General features: G+C 69.6%; 16 protein-coding genes. 4 read left to right on the top strand and 12 right to left on the bottom strand.

Annotation, left to right across the window (positions count from 1 at the left end; all coding sequences use genetic code 11):
* The first annotated feature begins 240 nt into the window (after window positions 1-240).
* On the top strand, window positions 241-837 hold the full coding sequence (locus tag A5780_RS06795; protein ID WP_063012996.1) for a hypothetical protein: 597 nt from the start codon (window positions 241-243) through the stop codon (window positions 835-837).
* A 149-nt stretch (window positions 838-986) separates the two neighbouring features.
* A complete protein-coding gene (locus A5780_RS06790) occupies window positions 987-1,511 on the top strand; it encodes a MarR family winged helix-turn-helix transcriptional regulator (RefSeq protein ID WP_227463178.1) in 525 nt (174 codons plus the stop codon).
* A 5-nt stretch (window positions 1,512-1,516) separates the two neighbouring features.
* On the opposite strand, the gene hisI is transcribed toward A5780_RS06790, so the two are convergent.
* The 4 genes from hisI to priA all read right to left on the bottom strand — a co-directional run bounded on the left by hisI (window position 1,517) and on the right by priA (window position 4,271).
* Window positions 1,517-1,864: a phosphoribosyl-AMP cyclohydrolase gene (hisI, locus tag A5780_RS06785; RefSeq protein WP_030514639.1), complete on the bottom strand. Its 348-nt coding sequence runs from the start codon at window positions 1,862-1,864 to the stop codon at window positions 1,517-1,519.
* A gap of 61 nt (window positions 1,865-1,925) precedes the next feature.
* Window positions 1,926-2,699: an imidazole glycerol phosphate synthase subunit HisF gene (gene hisF, locus A5780_RS06780; RefSeq protein ID WP_030514640.1), complete on the bottom strand. Its 774-nt coding sequence runs from the start codon at window positions 2,697-2,699 to the stop codon at window positions 1,926-1,928.
* Window positions 2,696-3,538 (bottom strand): inositol monophosphatase, encoded by an 843-nt coding sequence (locus A5780_RS06775; RefSeq protein WP_064908030.1) that lies wholly within the window; start codon window positions 3,536-3,538, stop codon window positions 2,696-2,698. The genes hisF and A5780_RS06775 overlap by 4 nt, the downstream gene beginning before the upstream one ends.
* A 1-nt stretch (window position 3,539) precedes the next feature.
* Window positions 3,540-4,271 (bottom strand): bifunctional 1-(5-phosphoribosyl)-5-((5-phosphoribosylamino)methylideneamino)imidazole-4-carboxamide isomerase/phosphoribosylanthranilate isomerase PriA, encoded by a 732-nt coding sequence (priA, locus tag A5780_RS06770; RefSeq protein ID WP_030514642.1) that lies wholly within the window; start codon window positions 4,269-4,271, stop codon window positions 3,540-3,542.
* Between the two features lie 231 nt (window positions 4,272-4,502).
* Between priA and A5780_RS06765 the strand changes: the two genes are divergently transcribed.
* Window positions 4,503-4,979: a hypothetical protein gene (locus tag A5780_RS06765; protein WP_030514643.1), complete on the top strand. Its 477-nt coding sequence runs from the start codon at window positions 4,503-4,505 to the stop codon at window positions 4,977-4,979.
* An 11-nt stretch (window positions 4,980-4,990) separates the two neighbouring features.
* On the opposite strand, the gene hisH is transcribed toward A5780_RS06765, so the two are convergent.
* The 8 genes from hisH to A5780_RS06725 form a co-directional block, all read right to left on the bottom strand.
* Window positions 4,991-5,620 carry an imidazole glycerol phosphate synthase subunit HisH gene (hisH, locus tag A5780_RS06760; protein WP_063012990.1) on the bottom strand — a complete coding sequence of 210 codons (630 nt, stop codon included), beginning with the start codon at window positions 5,618-5,620 and terminating at the stop codon, window positions 4,991-4,993.
* On the bottom strand, window positions 5,617-6,249 hold the full coding sequence (gene hisB / locus A5780_RS06755; RefSeq protein ID WP_030514645.1) for an imidazoleglycerol-phosphate dehydratase HisB: 633 nt from the start codon (window positions 6,247-6,249) through the stop codon (window positions 5,617-5,619). The genes hisH and hisB overlap by 4 nt, the downstream gene beginning before the upstream one ends.
* Entirely contained in the window at window positions 6,246-7,379 is a 1,134-nt protein-coding gene (locus tag A5780_RS06750; RefSeq protein WP_063012988.1) for a histidinol-phosphate transaminase, read from the bottom strand. Before A5780_RS06750 ends, hisB begins: the two co-directional genes overlap by 4 nt.
* Window positions 7,376-8,713 (bottom strand): histidinol dehydrogenase, encoded by a 1,338-nt coding sequence (hisD, locus tag A5780_RS06745; protein WP_064908029.1) that lies wholly within the window; start codon window positions 8,711-8,713, stop codon window positions 7,376-7,378. The genes A5780_RS06750 and hisD overlap by 4 nt, the downstream gene beginning before the upstream one ends.
* 494 nt (window positions 8,714-9,207) lie before the next feature.
* Window positions 9,208-9,813 carry a maleylpyruvate isomerase family mycothiol-dependent enzyme gene (locus A5780_RS06740; protein ID WP_063012987.1) on the bottom strand — a complete coding sequence of 202 codons (606 nt, stop codon included), beginning with the start codon at window positions 9,811-9,813 and terminating at the stop codon, window positions 9,208-9,210.
* Window positions 9,814-9,906: 93 nt separating this feature from the next.
* Window positions 9,907-11,472, bottom strand: coding sequence for a serine/threonine-protein kinase (locus tag A5780_RS06735; RefSeq protein ID WP_064908028.1), 1,566 nt, complete (start codon window positions 11,470-11,472; stop codon window positions 9,907-9,909).
* Between the two features lie 233 nt (window positions 11,473-11,705).
* Window positions 11,706-13,472 (bottom strand): penicillin-binding transpeptidase domain-containing protein, encoded by a 1,767-nt coding sequence (locus A5780_RS06730; protein WP_064908031.1) that lies wholly within the window; start codon window positions 13,470-13,472, stop codon window positions 11,706-11,708.
* A gap of 65 nt (window positions 13,473-13,537) precedes the next feature.
* Complete coding sequence (locus A5780_RS06725; RefSeq protein ID WP_064908027.1) at window positions 13,538-14,404, bottom strand: arylamine N-acetyltransferase; 867 nt, start codon at window positions 14,402-14,404, stop codon at window positions 13,538-13,540.
* Window positions 14,405-14,577: 173 nt separating this feature from the next.
* Here A5780_RS06725 and A5780_RS06720 point away from each other — a divergent pair.
* Window positions 14,578-15,363, top strand: a 786-nt coding sequence (locus tag A5780_RS06720; RefSeq protein ID WP_197521678.1) for a DNA glycosylase AlkZ-like family protein, incomplete at its 3' end; no start/stop codon positions are given.

Raw genomic sequence — 15,363 nt, 5'->3', positions numbered from 1 at the left:
CTTCGTGATCGACACCGACCGCACAGTACTCGCGGTGATCTCGGGCGAACTGCGCGCGAACGTCCACGCCGACGCCGCGCTGGCCGCCCTGCGCGAGCACCGGGCCTGAATCGACTACTGGACACACCCTGGGCCGCCTCCGGGTGCACGGCCGCCTTTGCCCTGGTGAGAGCACACTGACGGCCTGATACGACACGATTCTCCCGGCGTCGGCGCGCGCCTCGCGCATACGCTGGATTCATGACATCGACGAGCTCCCTCACGAACTCCGGGACCAAACCCCGAGCCACCGTGTGGCGGAATCGAGCCCTCGGCCTGCTCGCGGTCATCATCGTGCTGGTCGTCGCCTATTTCGTGCTGTCGGCCTTCATTCCGCGCTGGTGGGCGCAGCGGATCGCCGGCATGTCCGGGCACGGCAGCTTCGCCCAGGGCATCTGGTCTGGCCTGGCGATCGGGTTCCTGTGCACGCTGATCCCCCTGCTGCTCCTGCTGGGCGCGGTGCGGGTATGGCGCACCCGAGCCGGCAAATTCGCTGCCGGCGCCGCGGCGGTGCTGGCATTGATCGTGGCCCTGCCCAATCTGATGACGCTGACCATCGTGCTGGGCGGTAACAGCGCCGCGCACGCCGGGGAACGCGTGCTCGACGTCGACGCGCCCGGCTTCCGCGGCGCCTCACTGGTCGGCGCCGTCGTGGCGGCCGCGATCTTCGTGGTACTGCTCGTGCTACTGCTACGCAAACAATGGCGAGCACGCTCGGCCCGCCGCGCCGAAGCCGGCGTGGTCACCGCGCCGGACACTGCTAACGACACGCGTCCACCAGGCGATATCAGGGAGTGAACCGACAGCGTCGTGATCGCGCCCCGGCGTGATCGCTGTCACGTCATCGGCAACCGGGCTGACCAGCGAGCGAAGTCGTGGCAAACTTGTTGGTCGCGAGTGACGGTGAACCGAGATTTGCGTCACTGGGCTGCAAGAGAGGGCGCGAAGTGACGGAATGGCTCAATCCCACCGAACGGCGAGCGTGGCGGACTCTGGTCGCGCTGACGACGCGATTACCGGCGGCAATGGACACCCAGCTGCAACGCGAAGCCGGTATGACGCATTTCGAGTATTTCCTCATGGCACTGCTGTCCGAGGAGCCCGGACATCGCCTGCAACTCAGCGAACTGGCCAATAGGGCAAATGCTTCGCTATCACGGCTGTCGCATGTGGTGACGAAGCTGGAACGGCTGGGCTGGGCGCGCCGCGACGTGGTGCGCGGCCGCCGCGGCGCCTATGCGGTGCTCACCGACGAGGGTTTCGAACAGGTACAGAAGGCCACCCCGGCCTACCTGGAAGGCGTGCGGGGGCTGGTGTTCGACGGCATCGACGACGAGCAGGTCGAACAGCTGCTCACTCTCGGTGAGGCGCTGGTAGCGCAGCTCGACGCGGGCCTGTCCCGGGGCATCGGGCGCGCCGACGGACTCCCCGACCCGCCGGCCACCGAGGCGACGGCCGGCGCCGCCCGCTGACCGGTTCAGCTCGCGTCGGCGAGCAGCAGATCCCCGTCCCAGCAGGTGTGGGTGCCGGTGTGGCAAGCCGCGCCCTGCTGGTCGACGATCAGCAGCACGGCATCGCCGTCACAGTCCAGCCGCACCTCGTGCACGTATTGCGTATGTCCCGAGGTCTCGCCCTTGACCCAGTACTGCTGCCGCGAGCGCGAATAGTAGGTGGCCTTGCGGGTAGCGAGGGTGCGGGCCAGGGCCTCGTCGTCCATCCACGCCATCATCAGCACATCGCCGGTGCCGCGTTCCTGCGCGATCGCCGCGACCAGCCCCGCCTCGTTGCGCTTGAGCCGGGCGGCGACGGCGGGATCCAAACTCATAGCCATCGTTATACCTGTCCTGTCGGAACTGAGCGTGCTGGGCGGAGGATGCCGTCCGGCCTCAGCGGACGGTGATGCCCTCGGCCCGCATCGCGGATTTGACCTGAGGAATCGTCAGATCGCCGAAGTGGAAGACGCTCGCGGCCAGTACCGCGTCGGCGCCCGTCCGCACCGCGGGCGCGAAATGGTCGACCTCGCCGGCGCCGCCGCTGGCGATGATCGGCACCGAGACCGCGGCGCGCACCGCGCTGATCATCGGCAGGTCGAAACCGCCCTTGGTGCCGTCGGCGTCCATCGAGTTGAGCAGGATCTCGCCGACACCGAGTTCGGCGCCGCGCACCGCCCACTCGACCGCATCGATGCCGGTGCCGCGTTTACCGCCGTGAGTGGTCACCTCCCAGCCGGACGGGGTGGGCGAGCCGGTGTCGGGCACGCGGCGCGCGTCGACCGACAGCACGATGCACTGCGAACCGAAGCGCTGCGACATCTCGCGCAGGATCTCCGGGTTCGCGATCGCCGCGGTGTTCACCGACACCTTGTCCGCGCCCGCGCGCAGCAGCCGGTCCACATCCTCGACGGTGCGCACGCCACCGCCCACGGTGAGCGGGATGAAGATCTGCTCGGCGGTGCGGGTCACCACGTCGATCATGGTGCCGCGATCACCGCTCGAGGCCGTGACGTCGAGGAAGGTCAGCTCGTCGGCGCCCTGGGCGTCGTAGGCGGCGGCCAGTTCCACCGGGTCGCCCGCATCGCGCAGATTCTCGAAGTTCACGCCCTTGACCACCCGGCCGGCGTCGACGTCCAGGCACGGAATCACGCGTACCGCCAGTGTCATTGCGTCCCTTCCGAATTCTCGTTGCGCTCGGAGGCGCGGTCGACGGCGCTGTCGATCATGTCCAGTAACTCTTCGTGCACCCCGGGCGCGGCGGCCAGCACCGACCGCGAGGTGATCGACCATTCGTCGCCGCGCAGATCGGTCACCACACCGCCCGCGGCGCGTACCAGCGCCACTCCGGCGGCGTTGTCCCACGGATGGTGCCCGAAGACGACCGCGCCGCCGAGCACCCCGGACGCGGTGTAGGCCAGGTCGATGCCGGTGGATCCGTGCATGCGCACCCGGCTCGACAGCCGGCTCAGCGCGCCCAGCAGGTCGAAGCGGAACCGGCCCGGGATCCGGCCGTGGGCGTCGATGTTGAACGCGCCGAAGCCGATCATCGCCTCCGCGAGACGGCCGGGTTCCAAGGGCGGCAACGGTTTTCCGTTGAGCAGCAGCGGCCCGCCGGCCGCCGCGGCGTACCGGCGGTCCAGCAGCGGCAGCCAGGTCAGACCGAGAACGGGCTGTCCGTCGGCCACCAGCGCCAACAGCATCGCCGACAGCGGATGGCCCGCAGAGTAGTTGAAGGTGCCGTCGATGGGATCGAGCACCCAGGCGGTGCCCGAGCTCAGTTCCGGCCCGCCGAATTCCTCGCCGTGCACCGGGATTCCGGTGCGGTCGGCCAGCTGCTGCGACAGGGTGCGCTCGAGTTCCAGATCCAGTGCGGTGGCGAAGTCGCCGCGGCCCTTCTGGACCACGCTCGGCGCCCCCAACCCTTCGACGAAACGCGGTGCCGCACCGTCCAATATCTCGCTCGCCGTCGCGAGCAGCGCGGCCGGGTCGGAGACGGCGGAGGTCACGTCAGCGAACCGCGTCCAGCGCCTCGGGCAGCGTGAAACGCCCGGCGTACAAAGCTTTTCCGACGATCGCGCCTTCCACCCCGTCGGACACCAGCCCGGAGATGGCACGCAGATCGTCGAGAGTGGAGACACCGCCGGAGGCGATCACCGGCGCCTCGGTGGCCGCGCACACCTGCCGCAGAATGTCGAGGTTGGGCCCCTGCAGCGTGCCGTCCTTGCTCACGTCGGTGACCACGTAGCGGGCGCAGCCGTCGCGCTCCAGGCGCTCGAGCACCTCCCACAGGTCACCGCCGTCGCTGACCCAGCCACGGCCCCGCAACCGGTAGTCGCCGTCGATGATCCGCACGTCCAGCCCGACCGCGACCCGATCGCCGTATTCGGCGATGGCGCGGGCGCACCACTGCGGATCCTCGAGTGCCGCGGTACCCAGGTTGACCCGGGCGCAGCCGGTGGCCATCGCGGCCTTCAGCGAGTCGTCGTCGCGGATGCCGCCGGACAGCTCGACCTTCACATCCAGCTCACCGACGACCTCGGCGAGCAGTTCGCGGTTGGAGCCGCGCCCGAAGGCCGCGTCCAGATCCACCAGATGCACCCATTCGGCGCCCGCCTCCTGCCAGGCCAGCGCGGCATCGCGGGGCGCGCCGTAGCTGGTTTCGCTGCCGGCCTCCCCCTGAACCAGGCGCACGGCCTCACCATTGGCGACATCGACGGCGGGTAGCAGCACAAGACTCACGTGTGCAGCCTACTGGCTACCGGTTGGCGTCGCGGTGCCGGGATGGCGCAAATGGGACGCCGGTCACTGCCTGCGAGGAGGCGCATCACACGTTTGAACTGGACAACGCCGGGCAATCCGAAGACTGCGTGTGTCACTGTGCGCAGGAGGTCCGGACCGACGGTCTCCGCGTACGTACCCTGGGTCGGGGGCACGTACTGCCATCGTTGTCGACGAAGAGGATCTTCACCCATGTCGCGGATCACGTTGCGGCCCATCATGTTCGCGTTGTCGTGCGGGGCCGCAGGCGCCGCGATGCTCGTGCCCCCGACGGCAGTGGCCGCGCCCACCGACCCGATTCAGTTGGCGGCCTGCGACTTCGGGCGACAGTTCACCACCTACGACTGGGCGGGCTACGACGATTACGACCGCCGTGTGCTGGAGTTGTCCACCGGCGCGTTCCACGACCAGTTCGCCGCGTCGGCGCCCGATCGGCAGGCGCACGTGACCTCGGTGCACGTCCGCTCCGAGGCCAACTCGGTGGAATGCCGCACCGATGTGGCCGACCCCGAACATTCGCAGGTCGTGGTGACCGTGGATCGATCCGAACGTAGCGATGCCACGCTGGGCCTGCCCCGCCCCGAACGGTCCCAGCTGCGGGTGTTCCTGGACAACGTCGACGGCCGCTGGCTCGCCGGGCGGGTCGACACCCTGCCGCCGCAGACGTAGCTCTACAGCCCCTACAGCGAGCCGACCCAGTTGCGCAGCAGCTGCGCACCCGCGTCGCCAGACTTCTCCGGGTGGAACTGGGTGGCGCACAACGGCCCGTTCTCCACCGCGGCGAGGAACGGCCCGCCGTGTTCGGCCCAGATCAGCTTCGCCGGGGCGATGGTGCCGTTGTCGTCCCATTCCCACTTCTGCGCCGCGTAGGAGTGCACGAAGTAGAAGCGCGTCTCGGGATCCATCCCGGCGAACAGGACGCTGTCGGCGGGCGCCTGCACGGTGTTCCAACCCATATGCGGAAGTATCTGCGCCGGAAGCCGTTCCACCGTGCCCGGCCACTGCCCGCAGCCCTCGGACTCGACCCCGAATTCGACGCCGCGCTCGAACATGATCTGCATGCCCACACAGATGCCGAGCACCGGACGGCCGCCGGCGAGCCGGGTGCCGATGATCCGCTCCCCGCGCACCTGGGTCAGTCCGGCCATGCACGCGGCGAAGGCGCCGACACCGGGTACGACCAGGCCGTCGGCATCGAGCGCGGCCTGGGGATCGGCGGTGACGGTGACCTCCGCGCCGGTGCGGGCCAGCGCGCGCGCCGCGGAATGCAGATTGCCGGAGCCGTAGTCCAGCAGCACAACCGATTTCACAGCGTTCCCTTCGTGGACGGCACACCGGTGACCCGGGGATCCGGTTCGACGGCGGCGCGCAAAGCCCGTGCGACTGCCTTGAATTCGGCCTCGGTGATGTGGTGCTGGTCGCGGCCGTACAGCACGCGCACGTGCAGCGCGATACGGGCGTTGAGGGCGATCGATTCGAAGACGTGCCGGTTCAGCACCGTGGAATACGAGGCACCGGGACCGGCGCTGGGAATCACGGTGTGCAGCAGCCGTTCCGGCTCGCCGTCGTGGACGCAGTACGGGCGGCCGGACACGTCGACGACGGCGTGGGCGAGGGTTTCGTCCATCGGGATGTAGCAGTCGCCGAAGCGGCGGATGCCCTTCTTGTCGCCCAGCGCCTCACCGAGCGCCTGCCCGATGACGATGGCGGTGTCCTCGACCGTGTGATGGGCCTCGATCTCGATATCACCCTTGGCCTGCACGGTCAGATCGAAGCTGCCGTGCTGGCCGAAGGCGGTGAGCATGTGGTCGTAGAACGGGACGCCGGTGGAGATGTCGGTCCGGCCCGTGCCGTCGAGATTCAGCTCGACCACGATGCTGGATTCGCGGGTGGTGCGTTCCACCCGGGCGGTTCGATTCATACTCGCTTCCGTACTCATCGGGAGATCACCTCGGTGGCCACCAGCATCTCGCTCACGCGCAGGAATTCGTCGTTCTCGGCGGCCAATCCGATGGTGGTGCGCAGATAGCCGGGAATGCCGACGTCGCGGATCAGCACGCCCTCGTTCAGATAGCGCTGCCAGGTGCGGGATGCGTCGGCGAAGTAGCCGAACAGCAGGAAGTTCGCATCCGAGGTCACCACCTCGAACCCCATCTCGCGCAACGCCGTCGCCACCCGTTCCCGCTGCGCGGCGAGTTCGGCGACACTGGCCAGGGTTTCGTCGGCGTGGCGCAGCGCGGCGCGGGCGGCGGCCTGGGTGACCACCGACAGGTGGTACGGCAGTCGCACGAGCAGCATCGCCTCGATCACCGCGGGCGCGGCGACCAGATAGCCGAGCCGCCCACCGGCGAAGGCGAAGGCCTTGCTCATGGTGCGGCTGACCACCAGCTTCGCCGGATATCGGTCGATGAGCGCGAGCGCGCTGGGCGCGGCGGAGAACTCGCCGTACGCCTCGTCGACCACCACGATGCCCGGCGCCGCCTCGAGCAGACGCTCCAGATCGGCGAGGGCGATCGAATGTCCGGTCGGGTTGTTCGGACTCGTCACGAACACCACATCGGGGCGGCGGTCGGCGATCACCGCGGCGGCGTAGTCGATGTCGAGGGAGAAGTCGCTGTTGCGCTCGGCCTCGATCCACTCGGTGTCGATGCCCTCGGAGATGATCGGGTGCATCGAATACGAGGGCACGAAGCCGAGTGCGCTGCGGCCGGGACCACCGAAGGCCTGCAGCAGCTGCTGCAGAATCTCGTTGGATCCGTTGGCCGCCCACACGTTCGCCGTCTGCACGGCGACGCCGGTCTGACGGGTCAGGTACGCGGCCAGGTCGGTGCGCAGCGCGACCGCGTCGCGATCGGGGTAGCGGTGCAGGTCGGCGGCGGCGGCGCGAATGGATTCGGCCACGTCGTCGATCAGCGCGCGGCTCGGCGGATGCGGATTCTCGTTGGTGTTCAGCTGAACCGGCACCGCCAGTTGCGGTGCGCCGTACGGGCTCTTGCCGCGCAGGTTCTCGCGCAGCGGCAGATCGTCGAGGGTCGCCGCGGCGCCCGGGATATCGGCGGTGGCGGTCATGACAGGGCCTCGAAACGCACCTGCACGGCTTGCCCGTGGGCGGGCAGATCCTCGGCGTTGGCCAGGGAGACCACGTGTCCGGCAACGTCTTTCAGCGCGGCTTCGCTGTATTCGACGACATGGATACCGCGCAGGAAGGTCTGCACGCTCAGCCCCGAGGAGTGGCGGGCGCACCCGGCGGTGGGCAGCACGTGATTCGATCCGGCGCAGTAGTCGCCGAGGCTCACCGGCGACCACGCGCCGACGAACACCGCACCCGCGCTGCGGACCCGTCCGGCGACGGCGGCCGCGTCGGCGGTCTGGATCTCGAGGTGTTCGGCGGCGTAGGCGTTGACCACCCGCAACCCCTGCTCGACATCGTCGACGAGCACGACGCCGGACTGCTTGCCGGACAGCGCCTCCGACACCCGCTGCCGGTGCTTGACCACCTCGAGCTGGGTCGTGATCGCGGCGTCGACCGCATCGGCCAGCGCCGCGCTGTCGGTGACGAGCATGCTGGCGGCGAGCACATCGTGTTCGGCCTGGGAGATCAGATCGGCGGCCACGTGCGCCGGGTCGGCGGTGGCGTCGGCGAGGATCGCGATCTCGGTGGGGCCGGCTTCGGCGTCGATGCCGACGAGGCCGCGGCACAGCCGCTTGGCGGCGGTGACATAGATGTTGCCCGGGCCGGTGATCATGTCGACGGGCGCGAGCTGCGCGCCGTCGGTGTCGGTGCCGCCGTAGGACAGCAACGCGACCGCCTGGGCGCCGCCGACGGCCCACACCTCCTCGACGCCGAGCAGTTTCGCGGCGGCGAGAATCGTCGGATGCGGCAGTCCACCGAACTGCGCCTGCGGCGGCGAGGCCACCACCAGCGAGTCCACGCCCGCGGCCTGCGCGGGGACGACGTTCATGACGACACTGGACGGGTAGACGGCATTGCCGCCGGGCACGTAGAGACCGACGCGCTCGACCGGCACCCAGCGTTCGGTGACGGTACCGCCGGGCACCACCTCGGTGGTGGTGTCGGTGCGGCGCTGATCGGCATGCACCTTGCGGGTGCGTTCGATGGCCACCTCGAGCGCCGCGCGCACGGCCGGATCCAGCTCGGCGAGGGCTGTGTCGAGTTCGGCGGCCGGGACGCGCACGCTCGCCGGGGCGATGCCGTCGAATTTCGCGCTGAATTCCTGCGCCGCCTCGACCCCGCGATCACGGATCGCCTCCACCACCGGCCGCACATGATGCAGCACCGAGTCCACGTCCACTCCCCCGCGCGGCAGGGCCGCGCGCAGTTCGGCAGCGGAGGGCGTACGTCCGCGCAGATCCACGCGGGCGAGCTCGATGCGGCTAGTCATAGCGGTGTGAAATCCTTGTCTGTCCGGCCGGTCTGTGCTGGTCATCACATCGAAGCGAAAGCTCCGGACCGCCTACCAGCCTATCGGGTCGGCGCCAGTGGATATCCGCCGCCCGAGCCGGACGCGGCGGCACGCCCCCACCTCCGGCCGCGGCCGCCGCGACTCGTTTCGGCACCAGGCGATACGGCGGCACCGGCCCGGCCAGGATCACGTCCGGGACCTCGGCGATATGGCGGAAGGGCGGCGTGGCGAAACGGGCCTCGAGGGCGTCGGGCCCATGTCGGCGCTCCACAACCACCATGCGGGCCGGCCGCACAACACGTACGGCCCGGTCTTCGCCGACTGCCCGACGACTTCGATCAGGCGTCGATCACTTACACGGTCGAGCCCGACTCGCCGAGCGCGACCGCTCCGCGCCTACTCGCCGACTGGCCGGCCGAGACCGAAACCGCTGCGCGACAGCGGCATTCGCGGTCGGCGGTCGCTGCGGCGGATCACACGCCGTGACGGCGGCGCAGCGTGGCCACTCCCTCACCGGAGAGGTCTTCCAGGGCGACGGGGCGGCCCACTACGGCCAGCGCCAGCGCCTCGCCCGGCCCACGGACTTCCGGGCCGGTGCCGGCGGACCACTCCACGTCGGTGGCGACGAAGCGCAGGCCGCGGGTGTATTTGCGCGGGCCGGCGAACGGGTCGGGATGGCGCAGCACCGCGACCAGGCGGTCGGCGGGAATCGTGCGGGGCCGGCCGAGCGGACGGCGGATGTCCTGCTGATGCACCAGGATGTCGGCCAGGCCCAGGCTCGGCCACTTGCCGGTGATGCGCTGTCCGGAGTTCTCGAATCGCTCGATGAGCTGCGCCGGGGTGAGGTCGCGCACCCGGTCGACGAGACCGTTGTTGACCCGGTCGGTGTTCAGGCGGTAGCCGAGGGCGAAGCGGGCGTAGCCCAGCAGGGAGATCTCGTCGTAGAGCAGGTGCCCCACCACATCACGCACCCGCCACCCCGCGCACAGGGAGGGCGCCTCCCATTCGTCGTCGCTCAGATCACGCAGAAGCGTAATCAGTTCGGCCCGTTCGTCGTTCAGCAGCTGCCGAGTGCTCACGCCTCGACCCTACCGGGGGCACACCGGAGGTGACAGCTACCGCGGACGGATCGACGCCTCCGCCCGTGGGCGGAGGCACCGCGCGCGGCGGAATCAGTGGGTGTCGCTGTCGATCAGCAGCTTCCCGCTGCTGCCCACCACGACGCGGAGTTCGATCGACTTGGACTGACCGCCGTAGGTGATGCTGGCGACCGACATATCCACCGAGCCGTCGGAATTGGCGCTGCCGCCGCCGCGTGCGCCCTCGATGGTGTTGTACGCCGTGATCTGGTTCTGCTTCCAGTAGGTCGCGAACGCCTGCTGACTGCCGTACACCTGCTGCGCCGCGGGAGTGAGCAGATTCCACGCGGTGCCGGTGTTCTGGTCGACGAGGGCGTCGTAGAAATTCTGGATGACACCGGCCGCCGAGCCGACATCCGTCTTCCCGGCGCTCTTGGTCTGTCCCACGGCCGCGACGCTCTGCGTCGAGGTACCCGCCTGCGCGGTGGCGGTCGCCGCCGGCGAATGCGCCTGCGAGCCCGGCGATTCCGTCTTGGCGCCGCCGAACATCAGATACAGCGCCGCGGCGACGATCACCAGACCGGCGGCGAAACCACCGGCGAACACCCACGGCTTCGCATTGCGGGTCGGTGCGGGCTCGGCAGCCGGGGACACCGGATGGGAGCGGGTGGGATGCGCGGCGGCCGCGGCGGGCCGCACCGGCTGCATCTCCGGCTCGGAGAGCACCGCCGCGGTGGCCATCATCTCCGCGGTGGAGATATCCGCCTGTGCCGCACGGCGATCCAGTGTGCGGGTGGCCTGCCGGCGACCACCGCCGCGGTGGGTGGCCAGCATCCGGGTCGATTCGGCATCGGCGGCCTGATCCGCGAAATCGGCCAGCTGATCGCGCACGTCGGTCATGCTCGGCCGGTCCTCCGGCTCGAAGCTCAGCAGATCCAGCAGCAGATCGGTGAGCGGGCCGGCGTTGCGCGGCTGGCTCAGCTGACCGTTGGCCGCGGCGTACAGCAGCGCCAGCGGATTCGGATTGGTGCCGTAGGGCGGTTCTCCCTCGAGGGCATGGAAAAGCGTTGCGCCCAGGGCGAATACGTCGGCGGCCGGGCTGGGTTCCGCCCCGCGGGCGACCTCGGGAGCCAGGTAGGCGGCGGTGCCGGAGATCAGGCCGGTGGCAGTGAGGTTGACGTCACCCTTGGCCTTCGAGATACCGAAGTCGGTGATCTTCACGGTGCCGTTGTCGCCGAGCAACACGTTGCCGGGCTTGATGTCTCGGTGCACGATGCCGGCGCGATGGGCGGCCACCAGCGCCGAGGCGATCTGCTCGCCGATGCGCGCCACCTGCAGCAGCGGCAGCGTCCCCTGCGAGGACAGCACCACGGCCAGGCTCTGCGACGGCAGATATTCCATGATCAGGCAGGGATCGCCCTCGTGGTCGGTGATATCGAAGACCACGATCGCGTTGGGGTGCTGGAAGCGGGCCGCGTTGCGGGCCTCCCGAGACGCGCGCTGACGCACGATCTCTTTCTCACCCGGCGGCAGACTGGGCTGGGTGAGGATCTGCTTGATCGCGACCGACCGTTCGAGTCGTTCGTCGACGGCACGCCAGACGACGCCTGTGCCGCCGCTACCAATCCGCTCGACCAGGCGGTAATGCCCTGCGATCACTTGGCCGGTTTCGATGGCACTACTCCGAGTTTCTCCGCGATCCGTGACTTACCGCGCGCGGGGTCAGGTCCCGCGCGTGTTCCCGGACGAGTGTAGCGGGCGTGACGGGCCGCTTTGACGCCGGAGCGAGATCTGTGCCGAATATGTGTGACCACCATGCGATGCGGTCGAGATCAATCCGCTATACAGCGAGAGTATATGTGACGAACTTCACTCGATCGCAGGGCGTGCTACTACTGATTCCGCAGGAAACGTCCGGCCGCCTCGACCGCCGGCGTCGAGCTGCCGGCATCGGCGACGAACACCGCCAGTGCCAGATCGCCGTCGATTCCGACGAACCAGCCGTGCGCGTGGGTGTCGTCGATGTATTCGGCCGTGCCCGTCTTGCCGAGCATGCCGGGAATGTCGGCGAGGCTGGTGGCCGTGCCGTTCGTAATCGTCTCGCGCATCATGGATTTCACCTGATCGAGCACCGGCGCGGGCACCGGCTCCGGCGTCCGGTCCGCGGTCCCGGGCGATCCCGCCACGATGGTGGGCGCCGGCACCGAACCGTGAGCGACGGTCGCGGCGACCAACGCCATGCCGAACGGCGACGCCGTCACCCGGCCCTGGCCGATGCCCTCCTCGACCCGCAGCGCGGAAGTGTCTGCGGTGGGCACCTTTCCGGTCACCGTGGTCATGCCGGGGGCGGTGAAATCCACACCGAGGCCGAGTTGGGCGGCCGCGCGGGTCAGCCCATCGGGCGGCAGGTTCAGCGCCAGCCGTCCCATGGTGGTGTTGCAGGACCGCGCGAAAGCGGTGTGCAAGGCGACGGTGCCGAGGTCGAAGTTGTTGTCGTTGGGGATCTGCCGGCCCTCGATGTTCTCGGTGCCGGGGCAGGCGAGCATCGTGTCGGCGGTGACCTGCCCGGCTTGCAACGCGGCCGACACGGTGACCGTCTTGAAGGTCGAACCCGGCGGGTACAGCCCGGTCAGCGCGATCGGCCCCTGCGCGTCGGCGGGCGCGTTCTGCCCCACGGCGAGAACGTCACCCGTGGACGGTCTCAGCACCACCATCGCGGCCGGAGTCGGGATCGGCGCGAGCGCGGCCTCGGCGCGGCGCAGCATTCCGGTGTCGAGAGTGGTCCTGATGTCGGCGACGGGTTTCGGGTCCTGTCCGCCCACCGTGTGGACGCCGTCGGCGGTCTGCGCGCGCACGGCCCAGCCGGCCGCGGCGTCGGTACTGTGCTGCCAGAGGTCGCTCACGCCGGACAGGGCCGGCGAGGTCAGCGTCTTGTCGACGGTGAGCAGCCGGGTCTGCGGTGCCAGCGTGACGTTCGGCAGCGCGGCGAGCCGATCCTGCACCGGGGCGAGATCATCGGCCCGCAACGCGATCGCGGTGACGGGTTTGCCCTGCGCCTTGTCCATGTCCTGGCGCAGGCTCGCCGCGGTGATACTCGGATCGATCGGTCCCAGTACGGCCGCAACGGCATTCGGGTCGGCGCCGGGCGCCAGTTGCACCAGGGTGACGACCTGCTGGGTCATCAATTCCGCGCCGTCACGGTCGAGCACGCGCGCGGCCGGTTGCGGGGCCACGGTGTCGTAGGACAGCGGCCCGGTCTCGAGGCCGGGCGCCACGGTGGCCGGATTCCACCGGACCTTCCACTGGTCGCCGGATTCGTCGGCGGTGCCGGTGGTGGTGTAGGTCCACTGATTTCCGGCCGTGCCGAAGGTCCAGGTGGTGGCGAGGCCGAACGTCGCGTGGTGGTCGGACCGATCCACCGAGCGCACGTCGACGCGCACCTTCTTGCCGAGGCTGTCGAAGAGGGCGCCGAGGGTGGTCGTGGCCTGCGCCGGATCGCTGGTCACGGCGGCCGCGGCGGCGGGATCACCGTGACTCAACGCCTCGGCGAAGGTGTGCACGCTGCGGTCGAGCCGGTCGGCGGAACTGTCTCCGGAACAGGCGGCGGCAGCGAGAATCGGGGCGGCGAGCAGGGCGAACAACTTCGATCCGGTGCGCACGCGGCCGACACTACCGCCGTGCGCCGCCGCGGTGCGGTAATCGCCCGCCCCGCGCGGGCCGCCGGTCAGCGGCGCAGCCACTCCCCCGCCGCCAGTGTCGCCGCGTCCGCGTCGTCGAGGTCGATATCGAATTCGGCCGCCAGGATCTTCGGCAGATCGGCCGGCGGCAGATCGCGGCTGTGCGAGGTGCCGTCCGGATATTCGGTGATCCAGGTGGTGTTGTCGATGACGTCGTGCCGGTCCGGCCGGAATCGCTGCACGTACGGCCGGGTCACGAACGGCGAGCGCGGGAAGGTGGAGACGAAGTGGTTGCCGACCGCGTAGTCGATGCGGTACTGCGGATTCACGGTGAAGCTGTAGCGGTCGATCCAGCCGTCGCGGGCGAAGTGATGCAGCACCCACAGTTGCGAATCGAGTTCGCCGCGCGTGCGTTCCAGCCGGAATCGCCAGTCGCCGGCGCGCACCTCCCCCGCATCGGGATTCAGCTCGAGCGGGGCCAACGGCCCGGAACCGAAACCCACATCGCACAGCCATACCCGCTCGTCGTCGGCGGTGGTCACGCGCAGCAGGGCGTGCGTCGCCGGGCGGATCTCACCGCCCGCGCCCATACTCACGCGCCCGTGTAAACCGGTGACGCCGAAGCCGATCCGTTCCAGCGCGGCGGCGAACAGGCCCACGTTCTCGTAGCAGTAGCCGCCGCGGCGGGATCGGACGATCTTGTCCTGCAACGACGGAAGATCCAGCAGCACCGGACGTTTCAGCACCGGTTCGATGTTCTCGAACGGGATGGTGGTGGTGTGCGCGTACTGCAGCGCGCGCAGGGTGTCGAGGGTCGGCGCCGGCGTTCCGGTGAAGCCGATGCGGGCGAAATACGCCGGCAGATCCAGTGCCGCACCGTCCCAGTTCGAGACCGGGGCCGGGTTTTCCGTCATGAGTTCTCCTGTGTGGTCTCGCGTCCGGAGGGCGCGCAGCCGCCCGCGTGCAGGTGCGGTCTCGGTGACTGTCGTTCGCCTCATGATCAACGACAGCGTGTCCCACATCCTTCCCACTACTGCGGGGTGCGGATGTCGTCCTCGACGCGGCCCGAGCAGGCTAGGATTCGCCCATGCGTTCGATTACGGTCGCTCAGCGACGCGCGCGGCTGGCGCGGCGGCATCGGCTCGCTGTCGAATCCCGCGGTACCGATCCCGCGGATATCGCCGATTCGATGGTCGCCCTGCACGCCACCGATCCCGCGACGGTGTTCCTCGCGGTCTGCGCCCGCACGCGTGGCCTGGCTCCGGCGGACGTGGAGCACGCCCTCTACGAGGATCGGTCGCTGCTGCGGCTGCTGGCGATGCGCCGGACCATGTTCGTCGCGCCGGTCGGCATGGTTCCCGTCATGCAGGCCGCGGTGGCCGACGCGCTCGCGATCAAGCAGCGCCGCGCCTACGGGAAGTATCTGGCCCAGGCCGTCGAGGGCGATATCGATGCCTGGCTGGCCGACGTGGCCGACGAGACCCATCGGGAACTGCTGGCCCGAGGCAGCGCGACCGGCGCGCAACTGTCGGCCGCCGTGCCCCGGCTGCGCACCCAGGTCGACACCGCACCCGGCAAGCCGTATTCGAAACCCACCAACATCACCACCTGGGTGCTGCTCATCCTCGGGTGCGACGGGCTGATCGTGCGCGGCCGTCCCAACGGCGGCTGGACCAGCAGCCAGTACACCTGGGCGCCGCGCGAGGCGTGGCTACCCGCCGACGCCGAGCCGATCGCACTCGACGCGGCGCGCGCCGAACTGGCCCGCCGCTGGCTGCGCAGCTTCGGACCGGCTCCCGTCGAGGTCGACTTCGGTGAGGTCGAGACTCGAAAGCGTCTTGCGCACATCCGTTTTCGTCCACCCCGTCCACCA

The organism is Nocardia sp. 852002-20019_SCH5090214 (assembly GCF_001665865.1).
Lineage (GTDB): Bacteria > Actinomycetota > Actinomycetes > Mycobacteriales > Mycobacteriaceae > Nocardia > Nocardia nova.
Note: the sequence above shows the minus strand (reverse complement) of the source record. Positions and strands in the feature narration are given on the sequence as shown.